Source organism: Serratia sp. 22264, from assembly GCF_052045345.1.
Taxonomy (GTDB): Bacteria; Pseudomonadota; Gammaproteobacteria; order Enterobacterales; family Enterobacteriaceae; genus Serratia; species Serratia plymuthica.
On the sequence record NZ_JBQEOY010000001.1, the window covers coordinates 1,635,678 to 1,654,455 of the forward strand.

At 54.3% G+C, this 18,778-nt stretch carries 21 protein-coding genes; 10 read left to right on the forward strand and 11 right to left on the reverse strand.

All coding sequences use genetic code 11. From position 1 onward, the window contains the following. The first annotated feature begins 13 nt into the window (after positions 1-13). Positions 14-328 (forward strand): BON domain-containing protein, encoded by a 315-nt coding sequence (locus ACTJJ1_RS07525; protein ID WP_004945257.1) that lies wholly within the window; start codon positions 14-16, stop codon positions 326-328. Between the two features lie 41 nt (positions 329-369). Here the strand turns inward: ACTJJ1_RS07525 and ompW are convergent, their stop codons facing one another. Beyond that, complete coding sequence (gene ompW / locus ACTJJ1_RS07530) at positions 370-1,014, reverse strand: outer membrane protein OmpW (RefSeq protein WP_006325752.1); 645 nt, start codon at positions 1,012-1,014, stop codon at positions 370-372. 282 nt (positions 1,015-1,296) lie between these two features. Between ompW and ACTJJ1_RS07535 the strand changes: the two genes are divergently transcribed. Together ACTJJ1_RS07535 and ACTJJ1_RS07540 are read left to right on the forward strand one after the other, a co-directional pair. Then, the gene (locus ACTJJ1_RS07535) at positions 1,297-1,737 is read left to right on the forward strand and encodes a YkgJ family cysteine cluster protein (protein WP_037433010.1); all 441 of its coding nucleotides are present in this window, start codon (positions 1,297-1,299) and stop codon (positions 1,735-1,737) included. Between the two features lie 97 nt (positions 1,738-1,834). Continuing rightward, positions 1,835-2,587, forward strand: coding sequence for a YciC family protein (locus ACTJJ1_RS07540; RefSeq protein ID WP_004945267.1), 753 nt, complete (start codon positions 1,835-1,837; stop codon positions 2,585-2,587). A gap of 47 nt (positions 2,588-2,634) precedes the next feature. Here the strand turns inward: ACTJJ1_RS07540 and ACTJJ1_RS07545 are convergent, their stop codons facing one another. Next, positions 2,635-4,338: a SulP family inorganic anion transporter gene (locus tag ACTJJ1_RS07545; protein ID WP_440833008.1), complete on the reverse strand. Its 1,704-nt coding sequence runs from the start codon at positions 4,336-4,338 to the stop codon at positions 2,635-2,637. A 234-nt stretch (positions 4,339-4,572) separates the two neighbouring features. Between ACTJJ1_RS07545 and ACTJJ1_RS07550 the strand changes: the two genes are divergently transcribed. Both ACTJJ1_RS07550 and yciA read left to right on the forward strand, forming a co-directional pair. Next, positions 4,573-5,112 carry a septation protein A gene (locus tag ACTJJ1_RS07550; RefSeq protein WP_006325764.1) on the forward strand — a complete coding sequence of 180 codons (540 nt, stop codon included), beginning with the start codon at positions 4,573-4,575 and terminating at the stop codon, positions 5,110-5,112. A gap of 75 nt (positions 5,113-5,187) precedes the next feature. Continuing rightward, the gene (gene yciA, locus ACTJJ1_RS07555) at positions 5,188-5,616 is read left to right on the forward strand and encodes an acyl-CoA thioester hydrolase YciA (protein WP_004945276.1); all 429 of its coding nucleotides are present in this window, start codon (positions 5,188-5,190) and stop codon (positions 5,614-5,616) included. A 64-nt stretch (positions 5,617-5,680) separates the two neighbouring features. Here the strand turns inward: yciA and tonB are convergent, their stop codons facing one another. Next, a complete protein-coding gene (gene tonB, locus ACTJJ1_RS07560; RefSeq protein ID WP_440833011.1) occupies positions 5,681-6,427 on the reverse strand; it encodes a TonB system transport protein TonB in 747 nt (248 codons plus the stop codon). Between the two features lie 237 nt (positions 6,428-6,664). Continuing rightward, positions 6,665-7,318, reverse strand: a complete 654-nt coding sequence (locus ACTJJ1_RS07565) for an epoxyqueuosine reductase QueH (RefSeq protein ID WP_122289116.1) — start codon at positions 7,316-7,318, stop codon at positions 6,665-6,667. A gap of 182 nt (positions 7,319-7,500) precedes the next feature. Here ACTJJ1_RS07565 and ACTJJ1_RS07570 point away from each other — a divergent pair, with 182 nt between their 5' ends. Together ACTJJ1_RS07570 and ACTJJ1_RS07575 are read left to right on the forward strand one after the other, a co-directional pair. Next, a complete protein-coding gene (locus tag ACTJJ1_RS07570) occupies positions 7,501-7,797 on the forward strand; it encodes a YciI family protein (RefSeq protein ID WP_004945285.1) in 297 nt (98 codons plus the stop codon). A 333-nt stretch (positions 7,798-8,130) separates the two neighbouring features. Then, the gene (locus tag ACTJJ1_RS07575; protein WP_006325768.1) at positions 8,131-8,343 is read left to right on the forward strand and encodes a KTSC domain-containing protein; all 213 of its coding nucleotides are present in this window, start codon (positions 8,131-8,133) and stop codon (positions 8,341-8,343) included. A 73-nt stretch (positions 8,344-8,416) separates the two neighbouring features. Here the strand turns inward: ACTJJ1_RS07575 and ACTJJ1_RS07580 are convergent, their stop codons facing one another. Beyond that, positions 8,417-8,992, reverse strand: coding sequence for a TetR/AcrR family transcriptional regulator (locus ACTJJ1_RS07580; protein WP_004945288.1), 576 nt, complete (start codon positions 8,990-8,992; stop codon positions 8,417-8,419). 124 nt (positions 8,993-9,116) lie between these two features. Here ACTJJ1_RS07580 and ACTJJ1_RS07585 point away from each other — a divergent pair, with 124 nt between their 5' ends. Continuing rightward, a complete protein-coding gene (locus ACTJJ1_RS07585) occupies positions 9,117-10,592 on the forward strand; it encodes an MFS transporter (protein WP_440833014.1) in 1,476 nt (491 codons plus the stop codon). Between the two features lie 121 nt (positions 10,593-10,713). Here the strand turns inward: ACTJJ1_RS07585 and ACTJJ1_RS07590 are convergent, their stop codons facing one another. Beyond that, positions 10,714-10,890, reverse strand: a complete 177-nt coding sequence (locus ACTJJ1_RS07590) for a YciY family protein (protein WP_004945296.1) — start codon at positions 10,888-10,890, stop codon at positions 10,714-10,716. Positions 10,891-11,143: 253 nt separating this feature from the next. Between ACTJJ1_RS07590 and cls the strand changes: the two genes are divergently transcribed. After that, on the forward strand, positions 11,144-12,604 hold the full coding sequence (gene cls, locus ACTJJ1_RS07595; protein ID WP_004945298.1) for a cardiolipin synthase: 1,461 nt from the start codon (positions 11,144-11,146) through the stop codon (positions 12,602-12,604). A 56-nt stretch (positions 12,605-12,660) separates the two neighbouring features. Further along, entirely contained in the window at positions 12,661-12,984 is a 324-nt protein-coding gene (locus ACTJJ1_RS07600; RefSeq protein ID WP_004945300.1) for an HI1450 family dsDNA-mimic protein, read from the forward strand. Between the two features lie 93 nt (positions 12,985-13,077). On the opposite strand, the gene oppF is transcribed toward ACTJJ1_RS07600, so the two are convergent. The 5 genes from oppF to oppA form a co-directional block, all read right to left on the reverse strand. Continuing rightward, complete coding sequence (gene oppF, locus ACTJJ1_RS07605; RefSeq protein ID WP_004945302.1) at positions 13,078-14,079, reverse strand: murein tripeptide/oligopeptide ABC transporter ATP binding protein OppF; 1,002 nt, start codon at positions 14,077-14,079, stop codon at positions 13,078-13,080. Beyond that, complete coding sequence (locus ACTJJ1_RS07610) at positions 14,076-15,092, reverse strand: ABC transporter ATP-binding protein (RefSeq protein ID WP_004945304.1); 1,017 nt, start codon at positions 15,090-15,092, stop codon at positions 14,076-14,078. The genes oppF and ACTJJ1_RS07610 overlap by 4 nt, the downstream gene beginning before the upstream one ends. Positions 15,093-15,103: 11 nt before the next feature. Next, the gene (gene oppC / locus ACTJJ1_RS07615; RefSeq protein WP_004945306.1) at positions 15,104-16,012 is read right to left on the reverse strand and encodes an oligopeptide ABC transporter permease OppC; all 909 of its coding nucleotides are present in this window, start codon (positions 16,010-16,012) and stop codon (positions 15,104-15,106) included. A 14-nt stretch (positions 16,013-16,026) separates the two neighbouring features. Then, the gene (oppB, locus tag ACTJJ1_RS07620) at positions 16,027-16,947 is read right to left on the reverse strand and encodes an oligopeptide ABC transporter permease OppB (RefSeq protein ID WP_004945308.1); all 921 of its coding nucleotides are present in this window, start codon (positions 16,945-16,947) and stop codon (positions 16,027-16,029) included. An 83-nt stretch (positions 16,948-17,030) separates the two neighbouring features. Continuing rightward, positions 17,031-18,668 carry an oligopeptide ABC transporter substrate-binding protein OppA gene (gene oppA, locus ACTJJ1_RS07625; RefSeq protein ID WP_004945311.1) on the reverse strand — a complete coding sequence of 546 codons (1,638 nt, stop codon included), beginning with the start codon at positions 18,666-18,668 and terminating at the stop codon, positions 17,031-17,033. Positions 18,669-18,778: the final 110 nt, after the last annotated feature.

Genomic DNA, 18,778 nt, shown 5'->3' on the forward strand with positions numbered 1-18,778 from the left:
TGGAGAGTAATTTATGAAGCTATTTAAAACCCTTTCGGCCTTATGCATGGCAGCCGTTGTGGCATTCGCAGTAAGCGCCTGCGCGCCGACAGCGAAATCCGAAGGGACTGGCGGTTATATTGACGATACGGTGATTACCACCAAAGTGAAATCAGCACTGCTGGCAGATAAAAACATCAAGTCGAGAGAAATCAGCGTAGAGACCTTTAAAGGCCGGGTGCAATTGAGCGGCTTTGTCACTTCCAGCGAAGATGCCAACCGTGCGGTGCAGACCACACGCGGCGTGGCGGGTGTTAAATCCGTTGAGAACGTCATGCAACTCAAATAACGATCGCAGGGAGGCATTGCGCCTCCCTGTCTCGGTCATCCTCAGAAGCGATAACCTGCCCCGAACATAAACACCCAAGGATCCAACCGCGTATCAATGCTGTGATGGTTGCCGTTGGCGTCATCAAAGCGGGTTTTGGTCTCGATATTCATCCACCACACCGACATATTCAACATCCAGTGTTCATCCAGGTTGTAATCCAGGCCCGCCTGCGCAGCGACACCCCAGGAGTCTTTCAGGCTCAGATTACTCAGCCCGGCTCCTTTGCCATTGTCATTGAATTTTTCATCAAAGAAAGTGGTGTAGTTCACGCCAAGCCCCAGATACGGACGCAGTTTGTCCTGCTTGTCGCCAAAGTAATATTGCGCCATCAGACTCGGCGGCAGATCGCGCACCGTGGCGATGTTGCCGTTCACTGCCGCGCCGTTCAACGACACCTTATGGCGGAACGGCGTCGCAGCCAGCAGTTCCACGCCAATATTGTCCGTTACCATATAGCCGAAGGTCAGGCCGAGCTGGGTATTATTATCGGCATTGAAGGATCCCTGCCCCAGTACGTCGTCCGATCCTGCATTGGGCCGAACCGTCGCCGCCCCCGCGCGGAAAAGAAAATCACCCGCCTGATGCGCGCTTGCCAACATTGGAGCCATCATAGCCGCCAATACCACCAGAGTTGTCTTTTTCATTATCCATTCCATTTGTGTGGTTACTATTCGGAAGGGAATATACCTACTTACGGGTATTTATGATCCCATCGGGATCACATCTTATGTGTAAATTTTTTTATTCCTACTAAAAACAAGGTTACCTAAGGGACTAATAAATCGAGAATTGATCTGAATCAAAAAATGCATTTTGTTGCAAATCATCTGCATGTTCAAACTTCTGTTGCTAAAAAAACAGCCACTGAGTAAGTTCATTATCCGTGTTGGTTTTGGTGAGTGCCGTCAGGAGTCGGCGCGATCAAGATGAGCGAAATTCATAATCCCTGTGTCAGTTGCGGTGCATGCTGCGGCTATTTTCGAGTGTCATTCTATTGGGCCGAAGCGGAAGATGGCGGCGGCGTGGTTCCTATCTCTCTTACCGAGCCCTTAACTCCCTTTTTGCGCTGTATGCAGGGGACTAACAGCAAGTCCCCGCGCTGTACCGCTCTCGAGGGCGAAATCGGCAAGGCCGTGTCCTGCTCCATTTATCTCAATCGCCCCAGCCCTTGTCGCGAATTCGATCAGTCCGGAGAAAACGGCCTGCGCAACGAAGCTTGCGATCGCGCTCGCGAGCGTTATGGTCTGCCGCCGTTGCCGGTTCCTTTACCCTTGTCGCTGCCAATAACGGTGATTGCCGAAGAAATAGCCGCAGTGCAACTCGCGGGGTGCCACAGCGACGCGGAACAGGGTACAATCGCCCACTGATTTTGCTATATACCTATGAATTTCAAGTTGCGGCCAACCATGGCGCAATTTGAAAGGCGATGGATATATCTTTGTTTCTCGACGCCAAGGAGTCTGCATGCCTATCACGGCCAACACGTTGTACCGTGACAGTTTTAACTTTTTCCGTAATCAACTGACCAGCATTCTGATGCTGGCGCTGTTGACCGCGTTCATTTCTGTGCTGCTCAATCAGGTTTTTAGCCCTGACGTCGAGCAGTTGAAGATCTTGTCCGCAACGGAAGGTGATTTTACGGCATCCGCCGGAATGGGGATCCAGGAAATCATTCAGCAAATGACGCCCGAGCAGCAGATGGTGTTATTGAAGGTGTCAGCTGCCGCCACTTTCTCCGCTTTGGTGGGCAACGTGTTGTTGGTTGGCGGGATGCTGACGCTGATTAGCCTGGTGTCCCAGGGGCAACGCATCAGCGCGCTGCGCGCTATTGGCGCTTCTGCGCCGGAATTGCCGCGTTTGCTGCTGCTGCTGTTTATCTGCACTCTGCTGATTCAGCTAGGCTTGACGCTGTTCGTCGTGCCGGGCGTAATCATGGCGATCGCCTTCTCGCTGGCGCCGGTGATCACCACCGCCGACAAAAAAGGCGTGTTCGCGTCGATCAAGTTGAGTTGCAAACTGGCCTTCGCCAATGCGCGCGTGATTGTGCCGGCCATGATGCTGTGGTTGGCCGCCAAGCTGCTGGTGTTGTTTATGGTGAGCCACCTTTCGGTACTGACCCCGAATGTCGCCAGCGTAGTGCTTACCGCGCTGAGCAACCTGGTTTCCGCCCTGTTGCTGATTTACCTGTTCCGTCTGTATATGCTGCTGCGCAGTTGATCTGCCTGCAGTGACTAAAAGGGCACGCCTCGGCGTGCCCTTTTTGCTTATGGAACCGCGGCCGTCTCAGCCTGTTCCTTACTCTGAATCAGCTTCAACGCCAGATACAAATCCGGCACCAGAATCAATTCCCGATCGCGTCCCAGCCGATTGATGCGGAACCAACGCGTCAGCTCGGTTCTCCTCCCTGCCAACACCAGCTTAACGTTACGCTGTAACAGATCGCGTTTCAGCTCATCTATCGCCGCCAGAACGCTGATATCCGCGTGGGTAAAGCTGGCGACAGCATCCACCACCACCCAGCGCGGCTGAAATGGTGTACTGTCCACCAAATTCAGGATCCGACGCTTGAAGTACGCCACGTTAAAATAGGTTAACGGCGAGTTGAAGCGGTACATCATCACGCCGGGTACCGCTTTAACGCCGTTGTTGTTGCCCATCGAGTGGATCATGCCCTCGTCGTTCACACCCAGCAACTGCTCCGTCGGACGAAATACCGTGCGCAGGAACTGCATCAGCCCCAGCAATACCGCCAGGCCGATACCGCTGATCACCCCCACCAGCAGCACGCACAAGAAGGTGAACATGGCCAACCTGAAGGCCTGCGCATTGCGGCGGCGCATGATCCAGATGCCCCGAAAATCCAGCAACGACCAGGCGGCATACATCAGCACTACGCCTAATCCCGCCACCGGAATAAACTGCAGCGGCGCCATCAGGAACAACAGCACGAAAGCAATCACCCCCGCTGCAATGATCGACACCAATTGACTCTTGCCGCCGTTGGCATCGTTAACCGCAGTACGGGAATCCGCCCCGCTGATGGCAAACCCCTGCGAAAGCGCCGAAACGATATTCACCAGCCCCAGCGCGCGGAACTCAGCGTCGGCGTTCACCTCATAGCCATTCTTTGCCGCAAAACTGCGCGCAGTCAGCATCATGCTGACAAAACTCACTACCGCCAGGTTGAGTGCCGGGATCACCATGTCTCGCAGCAACCCTGGCTGGAAATCCGGCCACTGGACTATCGGTAATATGTCGCTAAAACCCCCCACCGTCACTACGCCATGCCGTTGTAACCCGCCTATCCAGGTGACGAAAGCCGCCAATACGATGGCAAACAGCGGTGCCGGCCAGTTAGGACGCCATTTTTTAAACCCCAGCAGCGTGACCAGCGTCAACAGCGACACCGCCATAGTCAGCCAGTCGCTGTGCATCAGGTTGCCCGGCAGCGCGTAAATGCGCTCAATCAACTGCGCAGGGTGAACGCCAAAACCGAGGACCTTGCCGATCTGATCGACCATGATAGTGATCGCCACACCGTTCAGCAGCCCGCTGAGTATCGGCCGGGAGAGCAGATCCGCCAATGCGCCCAGTTTGAAACGGCTAGCCAACAGGCACCAGGCGCCCATCATTGCCGTCATCATAATGGTGAGTTGCCAATGCCGCTCCATATTACCCGCAGCCAGCGGCGTCACTACTGCGGCTATCACTGCACAGGTGGCTGCGTCCGGCCCGACAATAAGCTGGCGCGACGATCCGAAAAACGCGTAGGCGACCATCGGCAAAATACAGGAGTACAGCCCCACCACCGGGCTGACCCCGGCCAGCTCGGCGTAAGCGATCGCCACCGGCAATGCCACCGCAGCTACGGAGAGCCCGGCGCGTATATCCGGTTTAAGCCAACTGCGTTGATACCCTAATAAATGCGTCAAACCAGGCGTCAACGCCTGGAGAGATTTCCACTGCATAAACTGTTTTCCGTTATAAATTATCCGTCTATTATTACGCGTATCATGAGATGCCAGGGCCGCGCTGGCAATCGGCCCACCACGAAGTCGCGACCTCAATCGTAAGTTTATGCAAATTCCTGCTTTCATGGCAGAAATCCGGCCCCCAAACGCCGATAATCAGCGCTTCCCAGCGGTACACAGAGCCCGCCGAATCCGGTATAGTCGGGCGATGAACAGATGATGGATTGATTTATGAAGCAGTTTCTTGATTTCCTCCCGTTAATTGTCTTTTTTGCTTTTTATAAGCTCTACGATATCTACGTCGCCTCCGGCGCGTTGATTGTCGCTACCGCACTGGCGCTGGTGTTCACCTGGATCAAATACCGCAAGGTCGAGAAGATGACGCTGATCACCTTCCTGATGGTGCTGGTGTTCGGCACCCTGACGCTGGTATTCCATAACGATTTGTTTATCAAATGGAAAGTCACGGTCATCTATACCCTGTTTGCGTTGGCGTTGCTGATCAGCCAACTGGTGCTCAAGAAACCTCTGGTTCAGCGCATGCTGGGTAAAGAGCTGACGCTGCCGGACAAAGTGTGGAGCAACCTCAACCTGGCCTGGGCGGTATTCTTCCTGGTCTGTGGCCTGGCGAATATCTACGTCGCCTTCTGGCTGCCGCAAAGCGTTTGGGTTAACTTTAAAGTGTTCGGCCTGACGGCGCTGACGCTGGTGTTTACCCTGCTCAGCGGTATTTATATTTATCGGCACATGCCGGAAGAACAGAAAAAATAGTTACAAAATTGTTAATGCCCGTAGCGCTTGCTGCGGGCAGTATAATGAAAACCCTTCTTTGATAAGCAGACGGCTATGACTCAACAACGACCTTTACCCAGTGGCGAAATGGTGCTGCGTACTCTGGCAATGCCGGCAGATACCAATGCCAACGGTGATATTTTTGGCGGCTGGCTAATGTCGCAAATGGACATTGGCGGCGCTATTCAGGCGAAAGAAATTGCCGAAGGGCGCGTAGTGACAGTGCGTGTCGATGGTATGACCTTCCTGAAACCGGTCGCAGTGGGTGATGTGGTTTGCTGCTATGCGCAGTGTATCCGCACCGGACGCAGTTCGATCACCATCAATATAGAAGTGTGGGTAAAGAAAGTGTCCTCCGCGCCTATCGGTCAGCGCTACCGTGCAACCGAGGCGGTATTTACTTATGTGGCGGTGGACGATGAGGGCAATTCACGCGCCCTGCCCGATGGCAAAATGAACTTCCGCGTCGGCTTTGAAGAATAGCTGAAATGCAGACAGCAAAAAGGGTCGCTCCGGCGACCCTTTTCTATTGGCGCCAACGTCGATATCAGTCCATCTCCGTGGTGCCGTTTATTTTAAAGCGGATATTAACGACGCGATCTTTCGCTTCCTTGGCTTCGTAACGCCACTTGCGCAATGCCTGTTTTACCTCACGCTCGAACATATTGCGCGGTTCCGCAGACAGGATACGCACGTTGGTCACGCGGCCGTCGCTGTCGATATCAAATTGAACCCGCACACTGCCTTCAATCTGCAAGGCTCTGGCGCGCGGTGGGTAGATCGGATCTGCACGGCTGATTGGCTTCGGCCCCACATCACGCGAATTGCCCTGAACCGGCGCTGAAGGCGCTTGCTTCACCGGCGCTTTGTCGACTGGCTTGGCCGGCTCGTTATTTTCAAACGGCGATGGCTCGCGCGGCTCGGTTTTCTGCAGCTCGCGTTTGACCGTTTTTTCGACCTTCGGCTTCGGTTTCGGCTTCGGTTTGGGTTTTACCGGCTCAGGCTTCAGTATCGCCTTTGGCGGTGGCTCTGGCAGCGGTTCAGGCTCTGGTTCTGGTTCCGGTTCCGGTTCCACCTGCGGTTCTGGCTCAGCAGGCGCGGGCGGCGGCGGCTCGGCCATTGCCGCGGTATTGACCATCATGACGCTGATCGGCGCATCCTCTGGTTTCGGCAACTCCATGACTTCATTGACAGAAGCATAGAGCAAGCTCGCCACCAGGGCGCTATGTAAGCCAACGGACAGGACAATCGGCACTGATAAACGGCGATTAAGGAACATCTTTTTTAGCGGCATAATGATTCTGTTTCCTCTGGTTCGCCAAGTTTAAATGCAAATAGCAATCATATTCAATAACGAATGGCAAACTATCGCTTTAATCGTCATTATTCATCGCTAAAACCTGTAAACTCATGGGGATATTAACCTTTTATTTGCATTTTTACTGAGGATTTCACACGCTCTATTAACCTGATTTATCGCGACAAAAACAAAAAAACCCGCCGTAGCGGGTCATTCTTCACCAATGCGGCGTTATTCTTCATCACCGTAATACAGCACGCCCAGTTTGATCAGTGGCCGCCCCTGCGCTTTGCGATGCAGGTTGGTATCACGCAACGAATAGACACAGCCACAGTATTCTTGCTGGTAGAAGCGTTCGCGCTTGCTGATTTCTATCATTCGCGATGCGCCGCCTTTTTTGCGCCAATTGTAATCCCAATACTGCAGGTCAGGATATTTTTCTGCCGCGCGAATACCGCAATCGGTGATTTGCTGCATATTCTTCCAGCGGGAAATACCCAGCGAACTGGAGATGGTGTCGTAGCCGTTTTCATGTGCGTACAACGCGGTGCGCTCGAAACGCATGTCGAAACACATGGTGCAACGGATCCCACGCTCTGGTTCGTTTTCCATGCCTTTGGCGCGGGCAAACCAGTTATCGGTATCGTAATCGGCGTCAATAATGGCTATCCCATGTTGCTCGGCAAAGCGAATGTTCTCTTCCTTGCGCAGCAAATACTCTTTTTGCGGGTGAATATTCGGGTTATAGAAAAAGATAGCGTATTCGATGCCGGAGGCTTGAATGGCTTCCATCACCTCACCGGAACAAGGCGCACAGCAGGAGTGCAGCAACAGCTTGCTTTTGCCCTCAGGCAAGTCGAGTTTATCCCTAACCAGTTCCGTCATTTCCTCACCTCTCACACAGGGGTTCAATTCATCGCGCGGCCGCACTATACGAATAAAAACTAGCTGCTTCAAGGCATAAGCGCCAGCTAGAGGTAAATTCCCCCTGCCAGGCATTCCCTTGGCGCGCCTTTTGCGCTACCTTGAATCCCCCCCTTCTATACTAATGATTTTAAAGGTGAAACATGCTTTATCTGATCTACGCGCAGGACGTCCCTAACTCATTGGAAAACCGTCTGTCGGTGCGGCCGGCGCATTTGGCACGCCTGCAGGCGCTGCGGGATGAAGGCCGTCTGGTGGTTGCCGGCCCAAACCCGGCTATCGACAGCAACGATCCGGGTAGTGCGGGCTTCAGCGGCTCTACGGTGATTGCGGAATTCGCCTCGCTGGCGGATGCCCAAGCCTGGGCAGAACAGGATCCCTACGTCGCTGCCGGCGTTTATGGTGACGTGACCGTAAAACCCTTTAAACAAGTATTTTAGATAGTCATCAAGTAAACCTGTTGCTTTCCATTATAACGGGTTGCACTGCTACAATTACGGGTCACGTTAGGTGGTCCGTGACTTGTTTCTCCACCCGCCTCAGAATGAACAACACCGTAAAAAAAAAGCCAGCACGGAGTGGCTGGCTAAAGGGGTCTTCGAGGGAATATCTTATGAGATAACCCTACGCTTTCCTCTTTGGCCCCGCCAGCTATCGGTGCGATAGCTTTCCTCTTGAAGCGAAGCGTATGGCGGCGCATTCCGGCTTCTGGTATGGTTAACGGGCAGCCTATAACCATATAAATAATAATGAATTAACAGAGGGGAGTATACTTGCAGCGACAACCGGTTTCATCTTCAAGAATTATATCAATAGGCTATGATGAAACTGCTCAGGTTCTGGAAATCCAGTTTCGTGATGCAGGGATCTATCAATATATCGGGGTTCCCAATCGTATCTACCAGGACTTTGTTGTGGTGGTTTCGAAAGGCAGATTTTATGACGGCGTCATAAAGGGCAAATACCTCTGCCGTAAAACAGGGTAACCGACCAGGCCGATATCAACCCGGCCTGCGCGCCAACCCCGAACGGTATCGGGGTTAAGGTGATTTTCGCATATTACTTCAATGCCGGATCCCCTGCAGCCGTTTGGCTTTGCGCCAGAATCAGTGCCTGCATATCCGTAAACATAGCGTCCCACTCTTGCTGGTCGATATTCATCAAACCAAAAAAACGCAGCATAAATGCCCCTTCGGTGGCCAGAAAGGCCAGCCGCGCGCGCCTTCCCTGCTCAGTGGTCAAATCCAGACCGGCAATTCGGCTGCGGTACCATTCACGCGTGCTGTCCAGATGCTCCGGCGTTTGAATCAGCGTCGCCATCAACCCCGCAGCCTTGGCGCTGGACGCCTGATCGGAACTTCTGGTCGCCTGCATATGCGCCTGCACGGCGGTGGTCGCCGAGGGGTTCTCCCCGGCAATCGCGTCGAACAGGGTGTCATACGCCTTGCCCCAGCGTTCAAACATCGCATCGATCAACGCATCTTTACTGCCGAAGCAGTATTGTACTCCGCCTTTGGAGATCCCCATCGCTTTAGCGACGGAATCAATGGTCAGTCCGGCGGCGCCCTGGTTGGCGACAATCTCTTCGGCCGCATCCAGAACTTTGTCACGATCGATGCTGCGTTGACGTCCCATTGATAGACTCCTATTTTCAATACGTACGTATGGATATATATTATGACCAGTATACCACCAGTGGAGACTGGGGTTTACCTTCTGGCCGCGCATCCGCGCCGGCCGCATTTTTTGGAATAATATTATGTTCGTAAACAACCGCTGGTTGATCCTGGCCTTAATCTCCAGCGCACTATTTCTGATCGTTATCGACATGACGGTGTTATACACCGCCTTACCGCGGCTGACGCAGGCGCTGGATGCCAATGCGTCACAAAAGTTGTGGATCGTAAACGCTTACCCGTTGGTGGTTGCAGGTCTATTGCCTGGCGCAGGCATGCTGAGCGATCGCGTCGGTCATAAGCGCCTGTTTATGGCCGGATTGCCGGTTTTTGCCGCCGCCTCACTTTGCGCCGCTTTTTCGCCCACGGCAGAATGGCTGATTGCTGCGCGCGCATTCCTTGCCGTAGGTGCCGCCATGATGATGCCGGCAACCCTGTCCATCGTCCGTCATATCTTTACCGACGAGCGCGAGCGTGCTCTGGCTATTGGCATCTGGGCGGCGGTAGCCTCCAGTGCCGCCGCGCTGGGGCCCGTAGTCGGCGGGGTGCTGCTGGAATATTTCTGGTGGGGGTCGGTGTTTCTGATCAACGTGCCGGTGGTAATGTTGGTCCTGCCGCTGGCATGGCGATTGATACCGCACTGCGGCGGAGAGAATACGCGCCCTTACGACATCATAGGCTCGGTACAAATCATGATCGGCCTGGTGGGCAGCATCTATGCGCTGAAAGAATTGAGCAAAACGGCACCTTCGTTTATTGCGTTAGCGATGGCCGCGGCGCTCGGCATTGTCTCTCTTGTCTTTTTTGTGCGCCGCCAAAGGCAAACGCAATACCCGATGATCGACTTCACGCTGTTCCAAAACCGGCTGTTTGCCGGTGGCGTCGGCGTCGCCTTGCTCTCGATGATAGCGCTGATTGGCGTGGAACTGGTTCTGAGTCAACGCCTGCAACTGGTTCTCGATCTGAGCCCATTGCAAGCCGCGCTATTTATTTTGCCGATCCCGCTGGCCTCCGTGCTGGCCGGGCCGATGACTGGCTTATTTCTGCCCCGCTACGGCGAACGCCGCATGATGCTCGGCAGTTTTATGCTGACCGGTCTCGGGATCGCAGGTCTCGCCCTGTTCTATCAAAGCAGCGTTTTATTGCAATTGGTTTGCCTGTGTATCACTGGTTTTGGCGTCGGCGGCGCCATTACCGCCGCATCCACCGCCATCATGTTGAATGCGCCTGAAGAGAAGTCCGGCATGGCGGCGTCGATTGAAGACGTTTCCTATGAACTGGGCGGGGTTTTGGGTATCACCCTGCTGGGCGGGCTAATGACTGCCGTCTATAGCCACAGTTTGACGTTGCCGGGCAGTTTGCCGGTGAGCGACATCGCCTATGACAGCATTGATGAAGCTCTACGGCTGGCCGCCACTCTGGCCACCGATCAGGCTGAACAGCTAAAACAGCTGGCGCGCATGGCTTTCGACCGGGCATTTATCGCGGTACTGATAGCGGCAGCGCTGTTAATGGTGCTGGGGGCAGGCATGGCGAAATGGACTTTAGGCAAGAAGTGATAACGCTCTGAATCAGGGAGAGTTTGTCGCTGAGGAATACAAGGGCGTATCCCATAATACCCCCAGGCTTAAAGGCAACTTTTTCATCGAATTCACAGTCCCTGCCGGGACTGTTTTCGTTTTACCACTCGTAGGCGACCACAAACAGCAATGCGCGCCGGTGCTGGTCATCCAGGCGGCGTCGCACCCGAATAATGTGCCGGTTGCTGCATGACTGGCGCTCCAGCCAGCGATGCCTGCGGCGCTGACTCTGCCGCAGCATCCGCCAACGGCCCACCTCGTTTCTACTGCGTCTCATCGTTTCGTCACTCGTCCGTCAAATGCCAACGGCGGGCATTATAGCGCTTTCGCCGTGCGATCCAAGCCACAGTTCGTCGCACTTTCACGTCGCCAAGCGACGCGATGGCCGGATAAAAATGTTTTTTTCGCTTTCAGCAAGTGCCTTAAGGCAATCATATTTATGCAACATAAGCGCCGAGAAAAGGTTCCCCCTTTACCATTCTGTGCGTACACTCATTGTTGGTGGTTTGCGAACAGGATTTTTCGCCTTTATGACAACATTTTATACCGTAATCAGTTGGCTCATGGTGTTCGGTTACTGGCTGCTTATCGCCGGGGTCACGCTACGTATTCTGATGAAACGTCGCGCTGTACCTTCCGCCATGGCCTGGCTGTTGGTTATCTATATTCTGCCGTTATTCGGTATCGTGGCTTATTTATCTTTCGGCGAATTGCATTTAGGCAAACGTCGCGCCGAACGAGCCAAAGCGATGTGGCCCTCGACCGCTCGCTGGCTCAGCGAATTAAAAGAGAGCCAACGGATCTTCGCTACGGAATACAGCGAGGTTGCCAGGCCTCTGTTCCAGCTGTGCGATCGTCGCCAGGGTATTGATGGCGTTAAGGGTAATCAACTGCAATTGCTCACCACCACAGACTCGACGATGAAGGCCCTGATCCGCGATATCGAGCTGGCACGCCATAATATTGAGATGGTGTTCTATATCTGGCAACCCGGCGGGCTGGTGGATCAGGTCGCCGAATCGCTGATGGCTGCCGCGCGACGCGGCGTGCACTGCCGGGTGATGCTGGACTCTGCCGGCAGCCTGCAGTTTTTCCGCAGCCCTTATCCGGGCATGATGCGCAATGCCGGCATCGAGGTGGTAGAAGCGCTCAAGGTTAACCTGTTCCGCGTGTTCCTGCGCCGAATGGATTTACGTCAGCACCGCAAAGTCATCCTGATCGACAACTACATCGCCTATACCGGCAGTATGAATATGGTCGATCCGCGTTATTTCAAACAGGGCGCAGGCGTCGGCCAATGGATCGATCTGATGGCGCGTATGGAAGGCCCGGTCGCCAGCACCATGGGTATCGTTTATGCCTGTGACTGGGAGATTGAAACCGGCAAACGCATTCTGCCGCCGCCGCCCGATGTCAATATCATGCCGTTCGAACAAGAAAGCGGCCACACCATTCAGGTCATCGCCTCCGGCCCCGGCTTCCCGGATGAGATGATCCATCAGGCGTTGCTGACCGCCGTGTACTCTGCGCGTGAGCAATTGATCATGACGACGCCCTATTTCGTGCCGAGCGACGATCTGCTGCATGCCATTTGCACCGCCGCGCTGCGTGGCGTCGAAGTCAGCATCATAGTGCCGCGCGACAACGATTCAACGATGGTACGCTGGGCCAGCCGCTCCTTCTTCTCTGAATTACTCGAAGCCGGCGTGCGCATCTACCAGTTTGAAGGCGGCCTGCTGCATACCAAGAGCGTACTGGTCGATGGTCAACTCAGCCTGGTAGGCACGGTGAATCTGGACATGCGCAGCCTGTGGTTGAACTTTGAAATCACCCTGGTCATCGACGATGACGGCTTCGGCAGCGATCTGGCCTGCGTGCAGGATGACTATATCGCCCGCTCACAGTTGCTGAACGCCCAAGAGTGGCAGAAACGGCCGTTCTGGCACCGTATTGTCGAACGCCTGTTCTACTTTTTCAGTCCGCTGCTATAAAAGCCGCGTCGGGCATGGTTTAATAACGCCAAATCATTTTTTATCGGGATTTTTTTATGGATTTGAATAACCGCCTTACCGAAGACGAAACGCTGGAACAGGCTTATGACATCTTTCTGGAATTGGCCGGCGACAATCTGGATCCGGCGGATATTCTGCTGTTCAACCTGCAATTTGAGGAACGCGGCGGCGCCGAGCTGTATGATCCGGCGGAAGACTGGTCGGAACATGTGGATTTTGACCTGAACCCGGACTTTTTTGCCGAAGTGGTCATTGGCCTCGCGGACAGCGATGGTGAACCGATCAACGACGTGTTTGCCCGCGTATTGCTCTGCCGCGAGAAAGACCACAAGCTGTGCCACATTTTGTGGAAAGAATAAGCGCCCTGCTTGTATGAAAAAACCCGCCAACGTTGGCGGGTTTTTTGTTGGTGACGCAGCGAACCATGCTGCGGTTTGAAGACGACGGGTAAATTATAAAGGATCGACTTTCAGGCACGACACCGCATGGCGGAAACTCCCCTCCAGCAGCGGCCGGGTTTTGGCGCATTCCGGCCCGGCAATCGGGCAGCGAGTGCGGAACACGCAGCCTGAAGGCGGGTTGATCGGCGAAGGCAATTCCCCTTCCAGCAGTTGGATCTGTTTTTCCCTCTCCTTGTCCGGGTCCGGGATCGGCACCGCCGACATCAGCGCTTTGGTGTAAGGGTGCTGCGGGTTATGGTACACCTCATCGTAGGTTCCCAACTCCACCGCATGGCCCAGATACATCACCAGCACACGGTCGGAGATGTGCTTGACGACCGCCAGGTCATGGGCGATGAAGATCAACGACAGCCCCATTTCACGCTGCAGTTGCTGCAACAGGTTGACCACCTGCGCCTGAATCGACACATCCAGTGCAGAGACCGGTTCGTCACAGATCACCAACTTCGGTTCCAGGATCAATGCACGCGCAATGCCGATACGCTGACACTGACCGCCGGAGAACTCATGCGGATAGCGGTTGATCAAGTTTGGCAACAAGCCTACCTTCAGCATCATCGCCTTCACCTTGTCCTTCACTTCCTGACGCGGCATCTTCGGATAATAGGTGCGCAACGGTTCGGCGATGATTTCGCCGATGGTCATGCGCGGGTTCAGCGAGGCCAGCGGATCCTGGAAGATCATCTGGATATCGCTGCGCGTTTTGCGCCAGTCGGTATCGCTCATGCCGAGCAGATCCTTACCTAACCAGGCAACACGCCCGCTGGTGGCTTTCACCAGGCCGATAATGGCGCGGGCGAAGGTCGATTTTCCGCAACCGGACTCGCCAACCACGCCCAGCGTTTCCCCTTCGAACAACCGCAGCGTCACGCCGTCGACCGCCTTCAGGGTTTTCGCCGGCTGCCAGAACCACTGTTTGTCATCATGAATGTCGAAGTGCACTTTCAAATCGGCCACTTCGAGCAGCACTTTCTTGTCGGTTACCGCTGTCATACCAACGCCTCCACCGGTTTAAAGCAGGCGCGCAGGCGCCCTTCACCAAACTGCTCCAACGGCGGAGCGCTCGCACATTGTTCCATAGCGAACTGACAACGCGGTTGGAACGGGCAACCTTTCGGCAGACGCAGCAGATTCGGCGGGTTGCCGGGAATGGTCATCAAGGCTTCACCTTCAGCGTCCAAACGCGGTACCGCATTCAACAGACCGATGGAATAAGGGTGGCTCGGGTGATAGAACACATCACGCGCGCTGCCGTATTCCATCGTGCGCCCGGCGTACATGACCAGCACCTTATTGCAGATACCGGCCACCACGCCCAAATCGTGGGTGATCATGATAATGGCCGTGTTGAACTCGCGTTTCAGTTCATTCAACAACGTCATAATCTGCGCCTGAACCGTCACATCCAGTGCGGTGGTCGGTTCATCGGCAATCAATAGTTTGGGCCGGCACAGCAACGCCATGGCGATCATCACCCGCTGGCGCATACCGCCGGAGAACTCATGCGGATACATGCGCATGCGCTTGCGCGCTTCCGGCATTTTTACCGCATCGAGCATACGCACCGACTCTTCGAAGGCTTCGCTTTTGCTCATTTTTTTATGCAGCATCAGCACTTCCATCAGCTGCTCGCCAACGCGCATATAAGGATTAAGCGACGTCATCGGATCCTGGAAGATCATCGAAATCTCTTCCGCCCGCAGCTTGTTGAGCTGTTTTTCCGGCAGGTTGAGGATTTCGCGGCCGTTAAATTTAGCCGAGCCGCCGATGCGGCCGTTGCTGGCCAACAGCCCCATCAGCGCGAAAGCGGTCTGGGATTTGCCCGAACCGGACTCACCGACGATGCCCAGCGTTTCACCGGCTCGCAGGTCGAAGTTCAGATCGTTCACTGCCGTCACGTCACCGTCCGGGGTGCCGAAGGTCACGCGCAGGTCTTTTACATCCAGCAACAGCGGCGATTTGGCGACGGCACTGGTTTGCAACTGCGGGTTTTCAATGGTGCTCATGATGGCACTCCTTAACGATCTTTCGGGTCGAGGGCGTCACGCAGACCGTCGCCGATAAAGTTGAAACAAAACAGAGTGACTACCAGGAAACCCGCCGGGAACAGCAGCAACCACGGTGAAACTTCCATCGAGTTGGCGCCGTCGCTGAGCAATGCGCCCCAGCTGCTTAATGGCTCCTGCGTACCCAGCCCCAGGAAGCTGAGGAAGGATTCGAACAGGATCATGCTCGGCACCAGCAATGAGGCATACACCACCACCACGCCAAGCACGTTAGGTACGATATGGCGCAGTACGATATTTCGGGTTGAAACCCCGCACACCAATGCCGCTTCGATAAACTCTTTACGCTTTAAGCTCAGGGTTTGCCCACGCACAATACGCGCCATATCCAGCCACGACACCATGCCGATTGCCACAAAGATCAGCAGGATATTTTGACCGAAGAAGGTCACCAGCAGGATCACGAAGAACATGAACGGGAAGGAGTTAAGGATCTCCAGCAAACGCATCATCACCGAGTCGGTCTTGCCGCCCAGGTAACCTGACATCGCGCCGTACAGGGTACCGACAATCACCGCCACCAGTGCCGCAGCCACGCCGACCATCAGCGAGATGCGCCCGCCAATCGCCACGCGCACCAGCAAATCGCGGCCGGAGGAGTCAGTACCGAAGTAGTGCGCAGATTCAAGACTCGGCGCAGCCGACATCATCGCCCAGTCGGTATCGTCATAGGCGAACTGAGACAGCCACGGCGCTACAATCACAAACAGGGTAATCAGCCCCAGCACAAACAGGCTGCTGACCGCCGCACGGTTATGCACAAAGCGGCGACGGGCATCCTGCCACAGGCTTCGCCCTTCCACTTCCAGCTTTTCGCCGAAGTGTTCCAGAGCTTCGCTGTTCTTTTTCGTCAACATCATTTGCGTGCTCCAGCTTAATAACGAATTTTGGGATCGATAACGGCGTACAGCACGTCAACAATCGCGTTAAACAGAATAGTCAGGCCACCCACCAGAATGGTCAGGCTCAATACCAGAGAATAGTCGCGGTTCAGCGCACCGTTAACGAACAGCTGGCCGATGCCCGGCAGGCCATAAATGGTTTCGATCACCATCGAACCGGTGATGATGCCGACAAAGGCAGGCCCCATATAAGAAAGCACCGGCAATAACGCAGGTTTCAAGGCATGACGCAGAATGATGCGGCGCATTGGCAAACCCTTGGCACGGGCTGTACGGATAAAGTTTGAGTGCAGCACTTCAATCATCGATCCGCGCGTGATACGGGCGATACTGGCAATATAGGCCAGCGACAACGCCACCATCGGCAAGATGATAAATTTCGGTGCCCCGCCGTTCCAACCCCCGCCTGGCAACCATTTCAGCGTGATGGCGAAAATCAATACCAGCAACGGCGCCACCACGAAACTGGGGATAACCACCCCGGTCATGGCAAACCCCATTACCGTATAATCCCATTTGGTATTTTGATTCAATGCGGCAATGACACCGGCGCTAACCCCCAAAACCACCGCCAGCAAAAATGCGGCCAGGCCCAATTTGGCTGAAACCGGGAAAGAAGCGGCGACCAGATCGTTGACCGAATAATCTTTGTATTTGAAGGACGGGCCAAAATCACCTTGCGCAAGCTGAGCCAGATAATGGCCGTACTGTTTCCAGATAGGATCATTCAAATGGTATTTGGCTTCGATATTGGCCATCACTTCCGGCGGCAATGCACGCTCACCGGTAAAGGGGCTGCCGGGGGCCAAACGCATCATGAAGAATGAAATGGTGATAAGGATAAATAGTGTCGGGATCGCTTCTAACAAGCGACGAAATATAAATTTTAGCATTGCCCTAACCCTGTGCTGCAGCCTGATAACGGCTTATTATTCTCAACATGGGCCGGCGGTTCGCACCGCCGGCGCTTACCGTATCAATGCTTGATGATGTACAGGTTTTTGTCGTACACGTTATCAAGCGGGTCTTGGCCGGTGTAACCGCCAACATAAGGTTTCACCAGACGGGCATTCACATAGTAATAAACCGGAACGATGGCGGAGTCTTTATCCAGCTGAACTTCGGCTTTCTGATACAGTTCGGCACGTTCTTCTTTTGTTTTCGCCGTCAGCACGTTAGCCATCAGCTTGTCGAACTCGGCGCTCTTGTAGTGCGGGGTGTTACTGCTGCTGTCAGACAGCATCATGTTCAGGAACGAGCTAGGTTCGTTGTAGTCCGCACACCAGCCGGCGCGAGATACGTCATAGTTGCCCTGATGACGGGTATCCAGGAAGGTTTTCCACTCCTGGTTCACCAGCTTCACATCCACACCCAGGTTTTTCTTCCAGATGGAGGCGGCGGCAATCGCCAGCTTCTTGTGCAGATCTGAGGTGTTGTACAGCAGCGAGAAAGTCAGCGGTTTGCCTGGGCCGTAACCCGCGTCTGCCAGCAGTTTCTTCGCCACTTCGTTGCGTTTTTCCTGCGTCCAACCGAACCATTCCGGCGGAGTCAACTTGGCGCCATCGGTATAAGGCGGCGTGAAGCTGTAGGCAGGCAGGTCACCCTGGTTTTTCACTTTATTGGTGATGATGTCGCGGTCCAGGCCCAGTTTCAGCGCTTCACGTACGCGCTCATCGGTAAACGGCGCTTTCTGGTTGTTGATTTCGTAGTAATAGGTACACAGGTACGGATCAACATGAACTTCTTTCGGGATCTCTTTTTTCAGCTTCTGGAACAGCTCGATCGGCATGTTGTTGTAAGTCATGTCGATTTCACCGGTACGGTAGCGGTTAACGTCGGTCACTTCCGACGCAATTGGCAGGAACGTGACTTTATTAATGATGGTTTTTGCGTTATCCCAATATTCCGGGTTACGTTCCAGTACGATGCGTTCGTTGACTACCCAGTCTTTCAGTTTATAAGCGCCGTTGCTGACGTAGTTGGCAGGCAGAGTCCACTTCTCGCCATACTTCTCTACGGCGTCTTTAAACACCGGTTTCATCGCGTAGTGCGGCGTCATTTCAACCAGGTAAGGTACCGGCTCGGTCAAGGTAACCTGGAAGGTATGGTCGTCAATGGCTTTCACGCCCAAGGTTGATTTGTCTTTCTTGCCTGCGATGATGTCATCCACGTTTTCTACGTGGGCGTATTGCAGATAGCTGGCATAAGGGGATGCGGTTTTCGGATCCACCACGCGTTGCCAGCTATACACGAAATCTTGCGCCGTTACCGGTTTGCCGTTCGACCATTTCGCGTCTTTACGCAGGTGGAAGGTCCAGACTTTAAAATCCTTGTTATCCCAGCTTTCCGCCACACCCGGCACGACGGCCCCATCCAGGCCGTTGTTGGCCAGACCTTCCATCAGATCGCGCGTTACGTTATTTTCCGGCACACCTTCGATTTTATGCGGATCCAGCGACTGTACTTCCGAACCGTTGTTTTTAACGATCTCTTGTTTCTCTGCCAGTTGCACACCTGCGGGCACGACGGCAGCAATTGCGCTGCCGGTTGCTGTGATGCCCAGCGCGGCAATGATGCCGGCGGCAAGGAGGGTTTTTTTCGTGATGTTGGTCATTGATATACTCCAGTTTTTTATTATCACAGACTCATCGTGGAGCCTGCGTTGCCCGTGAGCGGACCTTGTTATACCGGCTGCCGATGAACGAAGGCGGCAGGCGGCCTTCC

Bases quoted from the DNA above. Each gene is read 5' to 3' on its own strand.
- ACTJJ1_RS07540 (WP_004945267.1), top strand. From the start codon at position 1,835: ATGCCTATCACGGCCAACACGTTGTACCGTGACAGTTTTAACTTTTTC.
- cls (WP_004945298.1), top strand. From the start codon at position 11,144: ATGACAACATTTTATACCGTAATCAGTTGGCTCATGGTGTTCGGTTAC.
- ACTJJ1_RS07550 (WP_006325764.1), top strand. From the start codon at position 4,573: ATGAAGCAGTTTCTTGATTTCCTCCCGTTAATTGTCTTTTTTGCTTTT.
- ACTJJ1_RS07535 (WP_037433010.1), top strand. From the start codon at position 1,297: ATGAGCGAAATTCATAATCCCTGTGTCAGTTGCGGTGCATGCTGCGGC.
- yciA (WP_004945276.1), top strand. From the start codon at position 5,188: ATGACTCAACAACGACCTTTACCCAGTGGCGAAATGGTGCTGCGTACT.
- ACTJJ1_RS07585 (WP_440833014.1), top strand. From the start codon at position 9,117: ATGTTCGTAAACAACCGCTGGTTGATCCTGGCCTTAATCTCCAGCGCA.
- oppB (WP_004945308.1), bottom strand. From the start codon at position 16,947: ATGCTAAAATTTATATTTCGTCGCTTGTTAGAAGCGATCCCGACACTA.
- ACTJJ1_RS07525 (WP_004945257.1), top strand. From the start codon at position 14: ATGAAGCTATTTAAAACCCTTTCGGCCTTATGCATGGCAGCCGTTGTG.
- ACTJJ1_RS07600 (WP_004945300.1), top strand. From the start codon at position 12,661: ATGGATTTGAATAACCGCCTTACCGAAGACGAAACGCTGGAACAGGCT.
- tonB (WP_440833011.1), bottom strand. From the start codon at position 6,427: ATGCCGCTAAAAAAGATGTTCCTTAATCGCCGTTTATCAGTGCCGATT.
- oppC (WP_004945306.1), bottom strand. From the start codon at position 16,012: ATGATGTTGACGAAAAAGAACAGCGAAGCTCTGGAACACTTCGGCGAA.
- ACTJJ1_RS07610 (WP_004945304.1), bottom strand. From the start codon at position 15,092: ATGAGCACCATTGAAAACCCGCAGTTGCAAACCAGTGCCGTCGCCAAA.
- oppA (WP_004945311.1), bottom strand. From the start codon at position 18,668: ATGACCAACATCACGAAAAAAACCCTCCTTGCCGCCGGCATCATTGCC.
- ACTJJ1_RS07565 (WP_122289116.1), bottom strand. From the start codon at position 7,318: ATGACGGAACTGGTTAGGGATAAACTCGACTTGCCTGAGGGCAAAAGC.
- ACTJJ1_RS07580 (WP_004945288.1), bottom strand. From the start codon at position 8,992: ATGGGACGTCAACGCAGCATCGATCGTGACAAAGTTCTGGATGCGGCC.
- ompW (WP_006325752.1), bottom strand. From the start codon at position 1,014: ATGAAAAAGACAACTCTGGTGGTATTGGCGGCTATGATGGCTCCAATG.
- oppF (WP_004945302.1), bottom strand. From the start codon at position 14,079: ATGACAGCGGTAACCGACAAGAAAGTGCTGCTCGAAGTGGCCGATTTG.
- ACTJJ1_RS07570 (WP_004945285.1), top strand. From the start codon at position 7,501: ATGCTTTATCTGATCTACGCGCAGGACGTCCCTAACTCATTGGAAAAC.
- ACTJJ1_RS07590 (WP_004945296.1), bottom strand. From the start codon at position 10,890: ATGAGACGCAGTAGAAACGAGGTGGGCCGTTGGCGGATGCTGCGGCAG.
- ACTJJ1_RS07545 (WP_440833008.1), bottom strand. From the start codon at position 4,338: ATGCAGTGGAAATCTCTCCAGGCGTTGACGCCTGGTTTGACGCATTTA.